The organism is Treponema sp. (assembly GCF_017430385.1).
GTDB lineage: Bacteria > Spirochaetota > Spirochaetia > Treponematales > Treponemataceae > Treponema_D.
This window is the reverse complement of record NZ_JAFRNB010000189.1, coordinates 1-15,621: the sequence shown is the minus strand read 5'-3', so window position 1 is coordinate 15,621 and position 15,621 is coordinate 1. Positions and strand designations below refer to the sequence as shown.

Here is a 15,621-nt window from a genome sequence, read left to right as displayed (position 1 = left end):
GCCCTCGTCGAGCTTTCCGAAGATGTATGAGAGTGAGCCTGACATGATTCCGTTGAAGCCTGTGAGCTTATCGCCTGAGTTGAAGAGGTTCTGCAATGTGTCGATGATTGGCAAGCCTGCACCTACGTTTGTCTCGTAAAGGAATCGGCAGTGGTTTTCGTTGGCAACTTTTCGAAGCTCGTGGTAGAAATCCATGCTCATTGAGTTTGCGCGTTTGTTCGGTGTTGCGATGCTCATTCCTGCCTTGAAAATGTCGAGATAGCGGTTCGGAAGGTCGTAGCTTGCCGTACAGTCAACGAAAACCGGGTTGAGCGGCTTTGTGTCGCGAACGAATTCCAAAATTTCGTCAACGCTTGCTTCTTCGGTCGCTTTTTTGGCATCTTCGCGCCAGTTTGAAAGGTCGAGTCCGTTTCCGTCAAGAATCATGCCGTCGATTGTTGCGATACAGTAAACTTTGATGTCGATGTTCTGTTCAAGCAGTTTGTTGTGCTGGTCGCGGATCTGGTCGATGAGCGCGCCGCCGATTGTTCCTGCACCAAAAGCGAATACTTCGATTGGCTGAGCTGTATTGAAGAAAAAGAGGTGAGCGGCTTTTACAGCTGTGTCGCCGAATTCTCCTGAAATTACGACAGAAATTGAGCGTTCGCTTGAGCCCTGCGCGATTGCAAGGATGTTGATTCCGCGTGCAGAAAGTGAATCAAGGAATTTGCCGGCTACACCGCAGTTCTGCTTCATGCCGTCGCCTACGATTGAGACGATTGCCGTGTGCTCCTGAACTTTGATTTTATTGATTACGCCCTCGCGGATTTCGAGAGAGAATTCCTGAGAAAGAATATCCTCAACCGCCTGTGCTTCTGCCTGTTTTACGCAGAAAGAGATTGTATATTCAGAAGATGACTGAGTAATAAGAAGCATTGAGATTCCGGCACGGCTTACGGCTGCGAAAATGCGGCTGGCAAAACCTGTGCGGCCTTTCATTCCGCTTCCGCTCACGCTGACCAGAGCTGTGTTTTTGAGGCAGGAAATGCCGCGTACCGGTCCTACGTTCTTTTCGCTTTCGAATGGACCGCGACCGATTCTTGTTCCGCGTGCCTCTGGATTGTGGCTGTTCAAGCTCCATGCTTCGATATTTTTTGAAGCGAGCGGGGCAAGTGTTTTTGGATGAAGAACTTTGCTTCCGAAGAAAGAAAGCTCCATTGCCTCTTCGTAAGTCATGTCGTCTACAAGAATTGCATCGCTTACGACGCGCGGGTCAGCCGTGTAGATTCCGTCAACATCAGTCCAGAATTCGCATTTTTTTGCATCAAGGCAGGTTGCAACGACAGCGGCTGAGAAGTCAGAGCCGTTTCGTCCGAGCAGACCCATTTTTGGCTCGTCGTCGTAGTGCTCGCTCCATGAGCAGACAAAGCCTGGCAGGAGAACGATTCTGTTGGAGCCGTTTTTGCCACCGTCTTTGTAAGATTCAAAGGCAATTGAAGTGCGGCCGTAGTCAACGTCGCCTTCTGCCTGATTTCCTGTTGTGAAGATAAAGCGGCGGCTGTCAAGAACGATTACGTCCTGGCCTTTTGCCTGCAAAACAGCATTTACGATTGGAACGCAGCAAAGTTCGCCCATTCCCATGATGCGGCAGTGGATTGATTTTGGACATTCTCCGAAAGAAGCCACGCCGGCGAGCAATTTTTCAAGCTCCGTAAAGTTGATTTCGATTTTTTTGAGAACTTCTTTTGCGTCGAAGCCTTTGAGTTCAGCCTCAATCTGACCGCAAATCTCAACATGTGTTTTTCTTATGCTTTCGACATAGGTGGCAGCGTTCCCGCCGGTGATGCAGCCGTCAATTGCGGCCTGTAAACTGTTTGAAACGCCTGCAACAGCAGATACAATTACGCTGATTCTGTCTGACTTGGCACGACCAATCATAATCTCAACAGAATCAAGAATCCTTTTTGCACTTCCCATTGAAGTGCCACCGAATTTGAGAGTAAGCATAAGTTTCCTCTATAAAAAGTCAAGAAGAATATTTGAATATTCGATTGACTTTTTAAGCCACTTCGCAATGAAATGAGAAGTGGCAGTTTATGAAGCAAGTTTCCAACGGAAACTTGTCTGGATAAAAAACAGACGATATTTCAGGCTGTTTTTTATCCCATGCCTCTTTTTAAAATAATATGGAAGATATTATAGTGAAAAGAGTTGCAATGAGCAATTAGAAATGAATTATCTTCTTCCAAAAGCTTCAAGATTCGCAAGACCGCGTTTGAATTGTGCGGCGGCCAGCGTTATTGCCGCCGTAGCAATTTAAGCGGAACTATCTACGGCCAAATGCTTCTAAATTAGCTAATCCCCGCTTAAATTGCGTGGCGACCTTTGTTCTTGTCGCCATAGCAATTCAAACGCACTATCTTCGACCAAAGGCTTCAAGATTCGCAAGACCGCGTTTGAATTGTGCGGCGGCCAGCGTTATTGCCGCCGTAGCAATTCAAACGCACTATCTTCGACCAAAAGCTTCAAGATTCGCAAGACCGCGTTTGAATTGCGGAATTCTTGCACAGGCTGTTGTGTCTAGTCCGCTTGTGTCGCCTCGTTTCAAGAAGTGGTAGGCAACTCCTGCAATCATAGCACCGTTGTCTCCGCAGAGTTTTAGCGGCGGGAAGATGCACTTGATGTCCGTGCGCTCAGCGAGAAGTGCTCGGAGCCGGCTGTTTGCGGCAACACCGCCACCTGCGACAACTGTTTTTATTCCTGTGTCCTCAACTGCCCGGAAAAGACGTGAAGTGAGCGTTTTGCATGCTGTTTCCTGAAAGGCCGCGCAGATATTTTCGTTCGTCTTTTCATAGCCCGGCTTTAAGAACATGTCTGCCTGATGGATTACTGCTGTCTTGAGCCCTGAGAATGAAACATCGTAGCGGTTTGAGTCGCGCTTGTCGAGTTTCGGAACCGGGAATGCAAATGATTTTGGATCTCCCTGCTGTGCAAGCTTGTCGATAATTACGCCGCCCGGGTAGCCGAGACCGTAGAATTTCGCAACTTTGTCAAAAGCCTCGCCAACGCTGTCATCAATCGTAGTTCCCAGAACTTCGAGGTCGTCAAATCCGTTGACTTTTGCGATAATCGAGTGACCGCCTGAGACGAGCAAGCCCAGGTAAGGATATTCGATGTCGTTTGCAAGATGAGCCGCATAAATGTGGCCGAGCATGTGGTTGATTGCGATAAAAGGTTTATTTGTCGCCCATGCAAGAGTTTTTCCGAAAGTGAGGCCGACCAGAAGACTTCCCATTAAGCCGGGTCTGTTTGTGGCGGCAATAGCGTCAACTTGGTCGAGACTCATGTTTGCTTCGGTCAAAGCCTGGCGTACAACCGGCAGAATCCATTCCGCGTGCTTACGGCTTGCAATCTCAGGCACGACTCCCTTGTAAACCTGATGAAAAGGAATCTGTGTCGCCACAACATTCGAGATAATCTTTTTTCCGTCTTCAACAATCGCACAAGCTGTCTCATCACAGCTACTTTCGATACCAAGAACTTTCATGCTTTACCTTCATAATAATTGTTTTATGGGCGATACGGCTACGCCGTCGGGCTTTTCGCCCTTCGCTAACGCTCATAGCCTACGGCTACTTCGGGGCTACAATCCCTATCGCAGTTGGCTTGGTGTTGCAAATTTATATCCCGCTGCCTTCATCTCCGGGTACATCTCGGCTAGCAAATCCGGCAAGATTTTTACGCTTTTATCAACATGACCGATTACGAGGGCCTTTCCGTGCCTGTTCGCGTAGGCCAAGGTTTCCCTCATTCGTTCAAGCATTTTTGCCCTGTCAATGTCATTGTCGAGATACGGGCCTGCTTTTTCAAAAATCTTCATGTCGCGTTCAAGTGCTGCCTGCGGAGCCTTTGTTTCGGCCGTTGTCCGCGAGTCAAAAAAGTATATTCCTTTTTCGGCACAAACTTCAAGAACCGCGCCGATTTTTATTTCATTTGAAGTGATTAGCGAGCCTTCATGGTTGTTCAGTCCGCGCACTCCCGGCCCCAATTCCGCCAGATTTTCCTTTATAATAGAAGCAATTTGATAAGAATTCATGTCCGCCGTGATTTTTCCCGGCCCCGGGTCCAGTTTGAGGTTCATCGACTGCATCGGCTGATGCAAAATCACTTCCTTTCCTGCGGCGCGAACGGCGTCAGCACAGGCCCGCGACTGGGGCAGTTTTGGCAAGACCGCGATTGTAATCGGGAAGGGAAGTGAAGCGTATCGCTTGGTGTTCTCAACGCTGCGGCCAGCATCATCAATTACGATTACGATTGTCGCTCCGTTTGCTGCCGGCGGAATGTCGAACCTGTTTCGGGGCACATTCTGCTGAACAGTCTCCTGCTGTCTTGGAGGAGTCACAGAAGCAATTTGAGCACCGGAAGTTTTTTCTGACTGATGCGCAATCCCCGCCTGAGAACTGTGAGTTGAAGGAACTGTTTTTGGCGCAGAAGTTTTTTTCGATTCTTGTGAGCCAATATTTTTAGACGGTTCCTGCTTTTTCGAAACTTGCTTTTGCGGTTGTTTTTCTTCTTTTGGCGGATTTGACTTGGCCACGACCGTGCTTTTCGGAGCTTCCTGTTTCTCTTCTTTCTTTTGCACCAATTCCTTTTTCGTCGGAGTTTCTGCTTTTGGAGCTGTTTCTTTTTTTATAGAAGATTCTTGCTTCGGAGCCGATTCCTTTTTTGTTGATTTTTGCTTTTCCTGCTGCTTTATCGGCTGAGTCTGCACGCTTGGCATAGATTTCTCGGCTTTTTTTTCAGTTTTAGGCACAGGCTCAGCTTTTGCCACAACTTCTGCTTTTTGAGAATCTTGTTTTTCACCCTGATTCAGAACTACGCTAAGCCCAATCGCAAGCACGCAGATTCCACACACAAGGCCACAGAATAGCGCGACCTTGTTTTTTGCAAGCTTAACTTTCGGCTTTTTTGCCCTCGTCCGGGTTGTTTTTCGTTTTTTTACAGAAGTTGTTTTCTTAGGCATAGAACTTTTCTATTTTAGTGTTTTTTTGAAATCTGTTCTATGCGCTTTTGAAGATTTTATGCCGTGTAAAGCTCCATTTTGGTTTTTCCGACTTCATCCCGGATTTTTTTGAGAGCTTTGATTTCCGTCTGACGGATTGTCTCAGTTGAAACGCCGAGCGAGGCTCCGAGTTCCCGCAATGTCGGAACATTAACCTGTCCGTCGAGATTGTAGCGGCTTGATATGATAACCCTTTCCTTTTCCGAGAGCTTTGCGACCAGCTCTTTGATATTGCTTTTTGCACATTCCATGAAGAACTGCTGCTCAGGATTGTATGTAAAATCAGGGATAAGGTCGCCGATTGTGTTGGCATTGTCTTCGCCACATTCACAGTCGAGGCTCGTGCATGTGAAAAGGCAGTTCAGGCTGTCTTTGAGCTCTTTTTCGCTGATTCCGAGAGAGCTGGCAAATTCCTTCAAACTGGCTTTTTTGTCATTTTTGTCCGCATAATAGTCGCGGATGTCAGAAATTTTTCTAAGAATCTCTTCTTTTCGCTGCGGAATTGAAATCATGTTCGTCTTGTTGTGAAGAAATCGAAGCATATACTGTAAAATCCACGGATAAGCGTAAGTTGAGAATCGGGTTCCGTGAGAGCCGGAAAATTTTTCTGCCGCAAAAATAAGCCCAAGATTTCCTTCCTGAATCAAGTCCATTATCGAAACCTTGTATGTGCTTTTGAATTTCGCTGCGATGCTCACGACGAGACGGAGATTTGAGTTGACGAGCCTGTTCAAGGCTTTTTTGTCTTTCGCCAGGATTTTACCCGCAAGTTCTTTTTCTTCCGCTGCACTCAAAAGCGGAAATCTTTGAATTTGTTTGAGATACGATTCGTACATTTTCATATAAAACTCCCTTGAAAAACTGTATGCAGAAATCGTGCCAACTTATAAAATTAAATTGAAAAATACGAAATTGAAGATGTAAATATTGATAATGCAAGAAAATGTGAAGAGAAAAAAATATTGTCGTTAAAAAATCAAAGATGTTGGGAGTATAAAAAAGTTATAAAAATTTATTTCTTGTGTATAAATTTGTGCACAGTGCTGAGAAAAAAATTGTAACTGTATAAAAAATTATACGGGGCAATCAACTTGCTGCGGCTGTTCCGCGGCTCAGTCACCCTCGGCCGCTTCCCTCGCTAACGCTCAGTCCAGTGGCTGGCTCCGCCACCGCTCCATAGCCGTGCCTCATTTTTTTTGCAATTAAAATTTTAACGCAGTATTCTACAATTTCAAGTTTTTTGGTAAAATAATTCTATAAAAAGAAACGATTGTTTCATTCAAGGAGATTTTTATGTACGTTACATGTTTGGATATGGAAGGCGTTTTGGTTCCAGAAATCTGGATTGCTTTTGCCGAAGAAAGTGGAATCCCAGAGCTTAAACGCACAACCCGCGATGAGCCTGATTATGACAAACTCATGCAGTTCCGAATCAATATCTTGAAGGAGCACGGCCTCACACTCAAAGACATTCAGAATACAATCGCAAAAATTGACCCTCTCCCTGGCGCAAAAGAATTTTTGGACAAGCTCCGTGCAAAGTGCCAGACAATCATTTTGAGCGACACTTTCGAAGAATTCGCAGCCCCGCTCATGAAAAAAATGGGCATGCCTACAATCTTCTGCAACTCCCTTGAAGTTGACTCAAACGGCTTCATCATGCGCCACAAAATGCGCTGTGAAAAATCAAAGCTCACAACTGTCAAGGCCTTGCAGTCAATCGGTTTTGAAACTATCGCTAGTGGCGACAGTTTCAACGACCTCGGCATGATTCAGGCAAGCAAAGCCGGCTTCCTTTTCCGCACAACCGACAAAATCAAAGCCGACTACCCGAACATCCCATCCTTCACCGAGTTCGATGAGCTTTACGAAGCAATTTGCAAAGTGATTGAGAAATAGGTATTAAAACTGGGTGGCTTAAGATAATAAAAGCCGTATGGATGAAGTAAAGTTCACTTAATCCATACGGCTTTTTGTTTTCATTTAAAATATGCTGTTATAGTCGAAGTTCATAAAAAAATCTTCTTCGGATTTTATATAATCTTCAACATTATTTTTTGTTATACGATATTTGTCTTCTTCTTCCTTCATGAGTCTTAACATTTCAGAGTTTATCTGTTCATCATAATGACCTGTATCCTTGTATCTGTCCAAATTCAAAATCCAATCTTTTCTTGAATTGAACGAAAACAAATGTATATTTTCGCATTGAACGAGCATCTTTGCTGCGATGGCTTCTTCTTTCAATCTTTTTGAAAGTTCTCCGTTTTCATACAGCTCACCCCATGCTACTATGCTGTGGGGGGGAGAAAAATAATAGAACTGTGTTTCTGGATTTTTTAAGGCAAGATTAACGATATTGTTTTGAACATTTTCACGAACCCTTTTATCGTCATTTGTTGTAAATTCAGAGATTGATTCTGTTTTTTTGAAATCATTTCTGTTTTTAAGAACTTCGCTTTTACCAAATCTTTGTTCTTTCATCCAGTTGGCATATTCATCAAATGATGTTATGCCACTAGGATGTCCCATTAATTGTCTAGAACAATTTTTTAAAAGAAGCATAAAAACACTCGTGTTCCAAAAGTATTTGACATCATCGACTTTTGTATCATTGTAGAGATATTCTGGGTATATGAAATGAGTTCGTTTTTCTTTACTATCCCAGTTTATGACATGAGAATCAAGCGAGCGAATAACATATTTTATATTATGATTTGAAAATCCTTTTTCAATGTTGTTTGTTATTTCATAAAATGTAGCTCCACTGAAAGGAACTTTTATTGAATTGCAATGAAATAGCTCATTAAATTCTGAGCTTTTGAAGTTTTCTGACATGGATGAGCCTGTTATGATTGCATCATAGTCAAAATTCTTTATTATTCCATCATTTAAGTAACGCTCGTTTTTTATTGTTAGTTCATAAAAGAACAAATTTGTGTTAGGTTTGCGATAATGAAAAAATGGATCAATAAAAATTGTAAGAATAGCAATACCTAAAAGTATTGGAAGAAATGCTAAGCAATATAATCCAAGCCATTTTTTTGTTTTCATATATGTCTCCGCTAAAAATCAAAATACAAGAAAACTGAATTTCTACTCAAGAATATAATACAGATATCGGTAATAATTGCCGCAAAAAGAATCCATTTTTTGTTTTTCTTAAAACGGTTGTTCACAATTTCAATTACATTTGGCATAAAAAAGACAATAACAGCAAGAATAATTAGCATCAAAATTATGAAAATTTGATTTGCTGATATAGCCATATTAGATATTGAGTTTATGTCAATCATTTTTGACATAATTTTAAGACCTCGTTTTACCCCACCTCGGAAAACTGTCCAGCCAGCCATTACACATGCAAATGTAAGTATAGATGATAATAATTTGGGAAATTTTAAATTCCGTGGTTTTGAAAAATATTTCCATGTATGGTTTATGACAAGCAAAACTCCGTGCCACATTCCCCACAAAATATATCTAAATCCTGCGCCATGCCAAAAGCCGCTTATTGACATTGCGATAAACAGATTGAGCATTTTACGCGCCTGACCTTTTCTGTTTCCACCAAGAGGAATGTAAAGATAGTCACGAATCCAAGAGCCGAGGGTCATGTGCCATCTTCTCCAAAATTCTATCGGGGACTTCGATTTGTATGGCGAGTCAAAGTTTATCGGGAAGTCAATATTAAGCATTTTGCCTAAGCCAACAGCCATTTCTGAATAACCAGAAAAATCAAAATATAATTGAAATGTATATGCAAAAACTCCAATCCATGCTCCAAGAATAGAAAGAAACTCTGCTGATTCGAAATATTCATCAACTACCGGAGCAAGTGAATCGGCAATCACAACTTTTTTGAATAAGCCGAACAAGAAAAACATTAGTCCCTGTGTAAAATTATCAAGATTTAATTTATGTCTTTCTGTTTCATTAAATTGTGGAATCATTTCTGAATGGTTGATAATCGGACCTGAAATTAAATGCGGAAAAATCATTACAAAAAGAACATAGTCCACGAATGAGCATGGTTTTGTATTTCCTCTGTAAACATCAATTAAATATGCTGTCTGCGTGAAAGTCCAGAATGAAATACCGAGTGGAAGAACGATATTTAGAAGGTTCCAGTCTGTGTGTGCGATTTTATTTATTGATTTGATGAAAAAATCTGTGTATTTGAAATAACAAAGAAGAGCGATATTAATCGCAATTGCGATAAATAGTATTATTTTTTTATTTTTAGCTTTATCAATGACTATGCCGGAAAGAAAATTCCAGAGAATAGAGCCTGCAAGAAGCGGAACAAAGCGAATGTCCCAATATCCATAAAAGAAAAAAGATGCAGCTGCGAGCCAGGCATTTGAAAATGTTATGCTCTTTTTTGAAATCAAAAAATAACCAAAAAGTGTTATAGGCAAAAAGATGAATATGAATTCGTAAGAGTTAAAAAGCATTGGAATTCCTTTTTTAATGAATAGACAAGTATTTTAAAATATTAATCAGAAATGCTCAATAGTTCCACTTCCTCTTTGGTGAGCTCCCGGTAGCCGCCGAGAGGAATGGCCGGATCAAGTTCAAGCTCGCCCATCTTTACGCGCTTCAAATAAACGACTTCATTTCCAAGCTGGGCGAACATGCGCTTCACCTGATGAAATTTTCCTTCATAAATCGTGAGAAGGCAGTCAATTTTCGGGGCGTTGCGGGGTGTCCCCGCAGAAGGGGGTGTGGGTGAAAGCCCGGCTTGAACCCCAGGGGGAAGGCTTTCCCCCTTATCATTTCTAACTCCTAACTCCTCACTCCTAACTTCAAACTGTATTTCCGCCGGTTCTGCATCAAAGCCGTTTTCGCTTCCCTCGCGGTCAATCCAGAAGCCTTTCGAAAACTTTTCAGTGTATTTTGCTTTTTCTTCTTCGGTGAGGCTGTCGCGTAATCCTACGGCGTAAGTTTTCGGGGCGTGAGTTTTTGGTGCCAGGAGCCTGTGCGTGAGCTGACCGTCCGTCGTTAGAATCAAAAGCCCTTCCGTGTCGATGTCGAGCCTGCCCATGCAGTGAAGCTCTCCGCCCAGGAATTTGTGGCGCAATGAATCGTCAAGCAAATCAAAGACCGTGCGGTGCTCGCCGTCCTTGTTTGCGCACACTACATCCTGACACTTGTTCATCATGATGTAGACATCGTGCTGAAGCCGGATTTTTTCGCCGTCAACAATCACTTCGTCTTTTGAAATGTCAAGCTGAAAGCCCGGATCGTATACGAATTTACCGTTCACGCTCACAAGCTCGTCACGGAGAAGCTTTTTGACATCTTTTCGTGAGCCGAACCCGTGATGAGCCAGGATTTTATCTATTCTATCCATTGTTTATGCCTGCCTGTAGTCTTTTAATTCGAACATTTGAGAATCATTTTTCAATTCCTCTCACATCGTGTTCATTGAACTGCGGGCAATATCTTTTTCCATTTCGGCATAATTCTCTTGCTTCCATGATATATCGCTGAGAAAATCTTTTTCATCTTTGCGGAGTTTTACAGTGCGCGCGAATGTCACATCTCTTAGAGAATGTTTCGTATGATTCATATATATAATTTACATGGAGACTGATTTTGTGACAAGAAAAAAATAATTATTTCGCGATTTCTAGAATTCTTTTTATAATTTCGACAGCTTCTTGATGTTTATTTTTAGGTAGAAGTTCTAATTCATCTATTGAAACCGCAAGATTTGTTTTATATGCAAGTTCTTTTCTTGAGATGCCTTGATAATCTAATTCAAAACACACTTTTTCCCAAAATGACATATCTTATGATATGAACATTTGTCGTATGCTTTCTAATAATTGTAACTTGTGTTACTATGTTTTACAAAGGCGATAATAGTTACAAAAGCACTTGTAAATGTACTTTTGTCGTTTTGGGGAAACTTAACATGGATTATAAAAAGTTACGCGAAGAACCATTGAAAAGTGCCGTTCAGCAGGATTATTTTAAAAACTGATATGTTGTGCCTTTTGTCAAGATAAAATCTGTATTGCGCTTTACGGCTTTATTGCAGTGTCCGGCTTTAAGATGTTCCAGTATGTTGATTTGAACAAGAACAAAAACCTGTTTGTAGCAAGCGTGATTTTCATTACCGGTGTTGGTGGCATGGTCATCAGCTTTTGCAAGGTTGAAATCCGTACCGTTGCCTGTGCGCTCATCCTGGGAATCCTGACCAACCTGCTTTTGAGCGGCGAAAAGGACGACGAAAAAAACAGCAACTGCCAGGGGAAAGCCTTCCCCTGGCCCGCACTCCGTTGCGGGCCACCCCTTCCAGCGGGGCAATCACGCTGCTTTTCAGCCCCGCAACGCCCCCACGGTCATTGTTTCTGAAAAACTGCAGAGATGTATTTACCCTCTCCCGCGTTTATAACAGGCCAGGTGACTGTCGAGCCGTCAGACGTTACCGTCGCAGTCATTTTTGCTTCACCCTTAGTAAAAATTATTGTAGTTCCGTTTATCGAATAAGTTCCCGGACTTAAACCGGCCCAATCCACCAGATTGCCTCCTGTTGGTGTAAGCGTCCAGGTATTTTCGCTTGCGGCAAAAACCAGCGTACAGTAATTGCTTTCATCAGCCCTTTCATACATGCTGTCTGCTGTCGTTCCCATTTTGGCGCTTGTGGTTTTATAGGTTTTTCCGGCAACGACATCTTTCACATAAACGGCAGAAATGAACTGATTCTCACCCACTTCCGTAACGGGCCAGGTGATTGTCAATCCGTCAGATGTTACGGTCGCATCCATTGTTTTTCCTGCCATAGTTCCTGTTGTAATAGTAAAAGTTACTGCAGTTCCCTTCATCGAATATGAGCCTGCGCATGCCATCCCGCTCATACGATCTCCAACAGGTGTCATTGTCCAGGTATTTTCGTTTGAGGCAAAAACCATTGTGCAGTAATTGTTTGCGTCCACGCCGTCATCCATGCTGTCTGCTGAAGTTCCTCTTTTTGCGCTTGTGGTTTTGTAAGTGTTTCCGGCAACGACATCTTTTGTTACCGTTATTTTGCAGGCCGCAGTTTTGGTCGTATCTTTCTTTGATTTTGCGGTAACCGTCGCTTCGCCCGCAGCCACGGCAGTTACAAGCCCCGCTGAACTGACGGTCGCCACGGTTTCTGTATCGGAAGTCCAGGTAACTTCCTTGTCCGAATCTGCAAGGTTTGTTCCCGTTACGGTAGCAGTAAGCTGTACCGTATTAGCAGCACCAGCCTTGCCGATGAACAGTTCTTCAGCCGGTTTATCCAATTCTACTTTTGTAACAGAGGCAATCTGACCGCCGCTACCGTTATCTCCATCATTCGAGCAGGCTGCAAAACATAAAAGCAGCAGTGCCGGAAAAAGCACATAGAAAAACGTAAAGGGAGATTTCCCCCCCCCGTTTACTATACAATTTTACAGTTAGCATAAAAACCTCCGTTTCTCAACAAAACTTCATGTAATTCTAACATACATTTGAGGAAAGTCAAATTTTAAATCTATTTTATGGGCGGAAGCAAAACAAGGAACAAATCACGATATTTATGAAAGTTTTGTACAGCTGATTCTTACAATCGGAAAAGAAAAGACTTTTGAAAAATTTCTTCCGCCAAAGTATATCGGGGCTTTTGATGCGGAAAAATTTGCATTTATTGAGTATCACAACATTCAGGAAGTTTTTTATCAGAATGATTTTAACTGGAATGTTACTCCTTCAAATCATGACTCAAAAGAATTCAAACAGCTGCATGAACTTTGCGAGAATCTTTTGCAGGAAAATTCCATTCTTTTCAGATATAAAACCCAGTCCGAAGAACTGAAGGAGTTCATCAAACTGAATTTCAAGACGGACAAGGATATTTCCGAGAAAATAAGTGTCACAAAGAATAATTTTACTTTCGTTTTTCAGAAATGGCTCGAATTCGTTGAACCTACAATTAATGTTGATTGGGAAAAAGCGAAGAAAATAGGAAGAAAGACAGAGAGTTTCAGTCAGATTGTTTAATCTTTAGTTTATTCCATAATCAAAATCATATTTCTTGCTTCTCCTCCGTAAATTCATGGCTCCCTTTACTGAGCAGCAGGTCGGCTGTAAAAAGGCGTTCAAATCTAATTTCATGAGTGAATTTTTGAAGGACTTTTTAAATGGAAAAATTTCTGTAAATGAAATTGCGACTGGCTCAATGTCCGAAAATGTCTTGTTTGGGAAAAATTACGGGGCGTTGCGGGGGGTCCCCGCTGAGGGGGTAGGAGAAAATGGCGAAGCCATTGTAGCCGAGGGGGAGACTTCCCCCACCAAATTTTCAATTCAGGCACAAGATGTGTATGACGCGGGGCTTGAACTTTGGAAATACTATCATACTCAGCCAAAAGCAAATCCTGACGCTTCGTTTTATGATATCCGAAAATTTTTTCAGGGCGAAACAAAAGGCCGCATGAACCCAAGCTCGGACGATGAAACATACACGGAGCTGATTGGCGATTTGAGGGCAAAAATGAAAGTCCTTGCAAAGAAAATTGAAATCGGAGTGTACAAATACGGATTTTTGAAGTAATCCATATCTGTTTTCTCCACAAAATTTTCCATTTTCAACTTTCAGTTTTCCATTTCCTACCTTTTCTCAATCGGCACATACTCGCGCTCTGCGAAGATGTTCTTGTATGCCGGACGGTAAATCTTTCCGCCTGCAACGATTTCCTCGATTCGGTGTGCGCTCCAGCCTGCGATTCGGGAAACTGCGAAAATCGGCGTGAAAAGCTCGCGCGGAATGTTGAGCATTGAGTAGACGAAGCCTGAGTAAAGATCGACATTCGCACAGATTTTCTTTTCGTCGCCGTGCTTGTTGTAAAGAATCTCCGGGCTGAATTTTTCGACCATTTTGTAGAGGTTGTATTCTTCCTCAAGTCCTTTTTCGTGTGCAAGTTTTGCGGCCTTGTCGCGGAGAAGTGTCGCGCGCGGGTCGTTGATTGTGTAGACTGCGTGGCCCATTCCGTAAATCAAGCCTGTGCGGTTGAATGCTTCTTTATTGGCGATTTTTTCGAGGTATCGTTTTACTTCTGTTTCGTTCGACCAATCTTTTACATTTTCCTTGATGTTGTCCATCATTTCGGCAACCTGAATGTTTGCTCCACCGTGACGGCGGCCTTTGAGAGAGCCGACTGCCGCGCCGATTGCTGAATATGTGTCGGTATCAGCGGAAGAAACGACATGAACCGTGAGAGAAGAGTTGTTACCACCACCGTGCTCAGCATGAAGAATCAGCGCAAGGTCGAGCAATTTGGCTTCTTCGTCCGTGAAAGCCTTGTTGTTTCGGATGAGCCGCAAGAAATTTTCTGCTGTTGAAAGCTCCGGAAGCGGATTATGGATGTACATCGATTTTCCGTCGTAGTAGCGGCGTTTTGCCTGATAGCCGTAAGCCGTGAGCGTTGAGAATCGTGAGATAAGCTCGATACACTGTCGCAGGACATTTGAAAGCGAGCGGTCTTCCGGATTCTGGTCGTAAGAATAAGATGCGAGTACGCCGCGCGCAAGTTTGTTCATGATGTCGGCAGAAGGAGCCTTCATAATCATGTCTTCAGTGAAGTGTTCCGGGAGCTGGCGCAGACTTCCGAGATACTGCTTGAAGTGGTCGAGTTCTGCCTGTGTCGGAAGCTCACCAAATAATAGAAGATAAACGCACTGTTCGTAGCCGAACTGATTGTGAGTCTCAGCATCGTTAATCAAATCTTCGACATTGTATCCGCGGTAGACGAGGCGGCCAGGAATTGCGATTTTCTTTCCGTCCTGAACCTCATAGCCGACTACATCACCGATGCTGGTCAAGCCTACAAGAACACCTGTTCCGTTTTTGTTTCGGAGGCCGCGTTTGACATCGTATTTGTCGTAAAGGCCTTTATCGATTGGGTCATTTCGTTCCGCAAGAACGGACAATCTGCCGATAAACAAACTTTCTGATTCTGTCATAGCGCACTCCTAAAACTCCGCGTTAGCGGCATTGCATGGATGCAATGAATATGCGAGTTTTTGCTTTGCGAAAACTCGGCCACAAAAAAATCACAAGGAGGTGATTTTTTTGTGCTGCTCCTTTGCATATTTATGCAATTTTTGTGAAAATATATCTATAATTATACAAATTTGTGCATATCGTTGCAAGAAAAAAATTAGCAATTAAAGGGGGAAAGCCTTCCCCTCGCTCCAACCACCTTCGGTGTTTTCCGCTACCCCTTCTACGGGGACGGTTCAGGCACAGCCTTCACCGAGACTCGCGCGAGCGTAGCGAAGAAACCTTCCTCGCAGGTTTTGTCGGCTATCGCCGTCGCTCCCTGCCGCCTTCGCAGCTTAGCTGCTCGGAGACTTGCTCAAAAGTCGTCTCACGACTTTTGTCGGCTATCGCCGTCGCTCCCTGACGCGCTCGAAGCACAGCTTCGAACGAGACTCCTATGTTTTATGTCAAGCCCCTGTTTTTTTTTATTTTAAGCACTCTTCAAAGCTTTTTCTGCAAGTTCAGAGAACTGGGCTACGGAAAACTTCTTTGGAGAGTACGGTTTTCCAGATTTTAGAATGGCAAGCAT

The 15,621-nt window shown here is 43.2% G+C and carries 14 protein-coding genes; 2 read left to right on the top strand and 12 right to left on the bottom strand.

Features of this window, described 5'->3' with window-relative positions; genetic code table 11:
* The 4 genes from thrA to IJJ71_RS14860 all read right to left on the bottom strand — a co-directional run.
* Positions 1 to 1,986: bifunctional aspartate kinase/homoserine dehydrogenase I (gene thrA / locus IJJ71_RS14875; protein WP_296848152.1), on the bottom strand; the 1,986-nt coding region annotated here is incomplete at its 3' end.
* Between the two features lie 499 nt (positions 1,987 to 2,485).
* Positions 2,486 to 3,526: a tRNA (adenosine(37)-N6)-threonylcarbamoyltransferase complex transferase subunit TsaD gene (gene tsaD / locus IJJ71_RS14870; protein WP_296848150.1), complete on the bottom strand. Its 1,041-nt coding sequence runs from the start codon at positions 3,524 to 3,526 to the stop codon at positions 2,486 to 2,488.
* Between the two features lie 105 nt (positions 3,527 to 3,631).
* Positions 3,632 to 5,002 carry a divergent polysaccharide deacetylase family protein gene (locus IJJ71_RS14865; RefSeq protein WP_296848148.1) on the bottom strand — a complete coding sequence of 457 codons (1,371 nt, stop codon included), beginning with the start codon at positions 5,000 to 5,002 and terminating at the stop codon, positions 3,632 to 3,634.
* 56 nt (positions 5,003 to 5,058) lie between these two features.
* Positions 5,059 to 5,883, bottom strand: a complete 825-nt coding sequence (locus IJJ71_RS14860) for a sigma-70 family RNA polymerase sigma factor (protein ID WP_296848147.1) — start codon at positions 5,881 to 5,883, stop codon at positions 5,059 to 5,061.
* 451 nt (positions 5,884 to 6,334) lie between these two features.
* On the opposite strand from IJJ71_RS14860, the gene thrH reads away from it, so the two are divergent.
* The gene (gene thrH / locus IJJ71_RS14855) at positions 6,335 to 6,940 is read left to right on the top strand and encodes a bifunctional phosphoserine phosphatase/homoserine phosphotransferase ThrH (RefSeq protein ID WP_296848145.1); all 606 of its coding nucleotides are present in this window, start codon (positions 6,335 to 6,337) and stop codon (positions 6,938 to 6,940) included.
* 84 nt (positions 6,941 to 7,024) lie between these two features.
* Here the strand turns inward: thrH and IJJ71_RS14850 are convergent, their stop codons facing one another.
* The 7 genes from IJJ71_RS14850 to IJJ71_RS14820 form a co-directional block, all read right to left on the bottom strand.
* The gene (locus tag IJJ71_RS14850; protein WP_296848143.1) at positions 7,025 to 8,095 is read right to left on the bottom strand and encodes a hypothetical protein; all 1,071 of its coding nucleotides are present in this window, start codon (positions 8,093 to 8,095) and stop codon (positions 7,025 to 7,027) included.
* An 11-nt stretch (positions 8,096 to 8,106) separates the two neighbouring features.
* On the bottom strand, positions 8,107 to 9,498 hold the full coding sequence (locus IJJ71_RS14845) for an MBOAT family O-acyltransferase (RefSeq protein ID WP_296848141.1): 1,392 nt from the start codon (positions 9,496 to 9,498) through the stop codon (positions 8,107 to 8,109).
* Between the two features lie 41 nt (positions 9,499 to 9,539).
* On the bottom strand, positions 9,540 to 10,397 hold the full coding sequence (locus IJJ71_RS14840) for a pseudouridine synthase (protein ID WP_296848139.1): 858 nt from the start codon (positions 10,395 to 10,397) through the stop codon (positions 9,540 to 9,542).
* Between the two features lie 60 nt (positions 10,398 to 10,457).
* Entirely contained in the window at positions 10,458 to 10,616 is a 159-nt protein-coding gene (locus IJJ71_RS14835; RefSeq protein ID WP_296848137.1) for a hypothetical protein, read from the bottom strand.
* A 46-nt stretch (positions 10,617 to 10,662) separates the two neighbouring features.
* A complete protein-coding gene (locus tag IJJ71_RS14830) occupies positions 10,663 to 10,836 on the bottom strand; it encodes a hypothetical protein (protein ID WP_296848135.1) in 174 nt (57 codons plus the stop codon).
* A gap of 237 nt (positions 10,837 to 11,073) precedes the next feature.
* Complete coding sequence (locus tag IJJ71_RS14825) at positions 11,074 to 11,235, bottom strand: hypothetical protein (RefSeq protein ID WP_296848133.1); 162 nt, start codon at positions 11,233 to 11,235, stop codon at positions 11,074 to 11,076.
* A gap of 159 nt (positions 11,236 to 11,394) precedes the next feature.
* A complete protein-coding gene (locus IJJ71_RS14820) occupies positions 11,395 to 12,417 on the bottom strand; it encodes an Ig-like domain-containing protein (RefSeq protein ID WP_296848132.1) in 1,023 nt (340 codons plus the stop codon).
* Between the two features lie 749 nt (positions 12,418 to 13,166).
* Here IJJ71_RS14820 and IJJ71_RS14815 point away from each other — a divergent pair.
* Positions 13,167 to 13,604: a hypothetical protein gene (locus IJJ71_RS14815; RefSeq protein WP_296848130.1), complete on the top strand. Its 438-nt coding sequence runs from the start codon at positions 13,167 to 13,169 to the stop codon at positions 13,602 to 13,604.
* A gap of 56 nt (positions 13,605 to 13,660) precedes the next feature.
* Here IJJ71_RS14815 and IJJ71_RS14810 read toward each other — a convergent pair whose 3' ends face one another.
* Positions 13,661 to 15,013 carry a citrate/2-methylcitrate synthase gene (locus IJJ71_RS14810; protein ID WP_296848128.1) on the bottom strand — a complete coding sequence of 451 codons (1,353 nt, stop codon included), beginning with the start codon at positions 15,011 to 15,013 and terminating at the stop codon, positions 13,661 to 13,663.
* Positions 15,014 to 15,621 lie beyond the last annotated feature (608 nt).

What these genes read in the sequence shown, in the direction of transcription:
- tsaD (WP_296848150.1), bottom strand. Translation starts at nt 3,526, where the DNA reads ATGAAAGTTCTTGGTATCGAAAGTAGCTGTGATGAGACAGCTTGTGCG.
- IJJ71_RS14865 (WP_296848148.1), bottom strand. Translation starts at nt 5,002, where the DNA reads ATGCCTAAGAAAACAACTTCTGTAAAAAAACGAAAAACAACCCGGACG.
- IJJ71_RS14860 (WP_296848147.1), bottom strand. Translation starts at nt 5,883, where the DNA reads ATGAAAATGTACGAATCGTATCTCAAACAAATTCAAAGATTTCCGCTT.
- thrH (WP_296848145.1), top strand. Translation starts at nt 6,335, where the DNA reads ATGTACGTTACATGTTTGGATATGGAAGGCGTTTTGGTTCCAGAAATC.
- IJJ71_RS14850 (WP_296848143.1), bottom strand. Translation starts at nt 8,095, where the DNA reads ATGAAAACAAAAAAATGGCTTGGATTATATTGCTTAGCATTTCTTCCA.
- IJJ71_RS14845 (WP_296848141.1), bottom strand. Translation starts at nt 9,498, where the DNA reads ATGCTTTTTAACTCTTACGAATTCATATTCATCTTTTTGCCTATAACA.
- IJJ71_RS14840 (WP_296848139.1), bottom strand. Translation starts at nt 10,397, where the DNA reads ATGGATAGAATAGATAAAATCCTGGCTCATCACGGGTTCGGCTCACGA.
- IJJ71_RS14835 (WP_296848137.1), bottom strand. Translation starts at nt 10,616, where the DNA reads ATGAATCATACGAAACATTCTCTAAGAGATGTGACATTCGCGCGCACT.
- IJJ71_RS14830 (WP_296848135.1), bottom strand. Translation starts at nt 10,836, where the DNA reads ATGTCATTTTGGGAAAAAGTGTGTTTTGAATTAGATTATCAAGGCATC.
- IJJ71_RS14825 (WP_296848133.1), bottom strand. Translation starts at nt 11,235, where the DNA reads ATGAGCGCACAGGCAACGGTACGGATTTCAACCTTGCAAAAGCTGATG.
- IJJ71_RS14815 (WP_296848130.1), top strand. Translation starts at nt 13,167, where the DNA reads ATGAGTGAATTTTTGAAGGACTTTTTAAATGGAAAAATTTCTGTAAAT.
- IJJ71_RS14810 (WP_296848128.1), bottom strand. Translation starts at nt 15,013, where the DNA reads ATGACAGAATCAGAAAGTTTGTTTATCGGCAGATTGTCCGTTCTTGCG.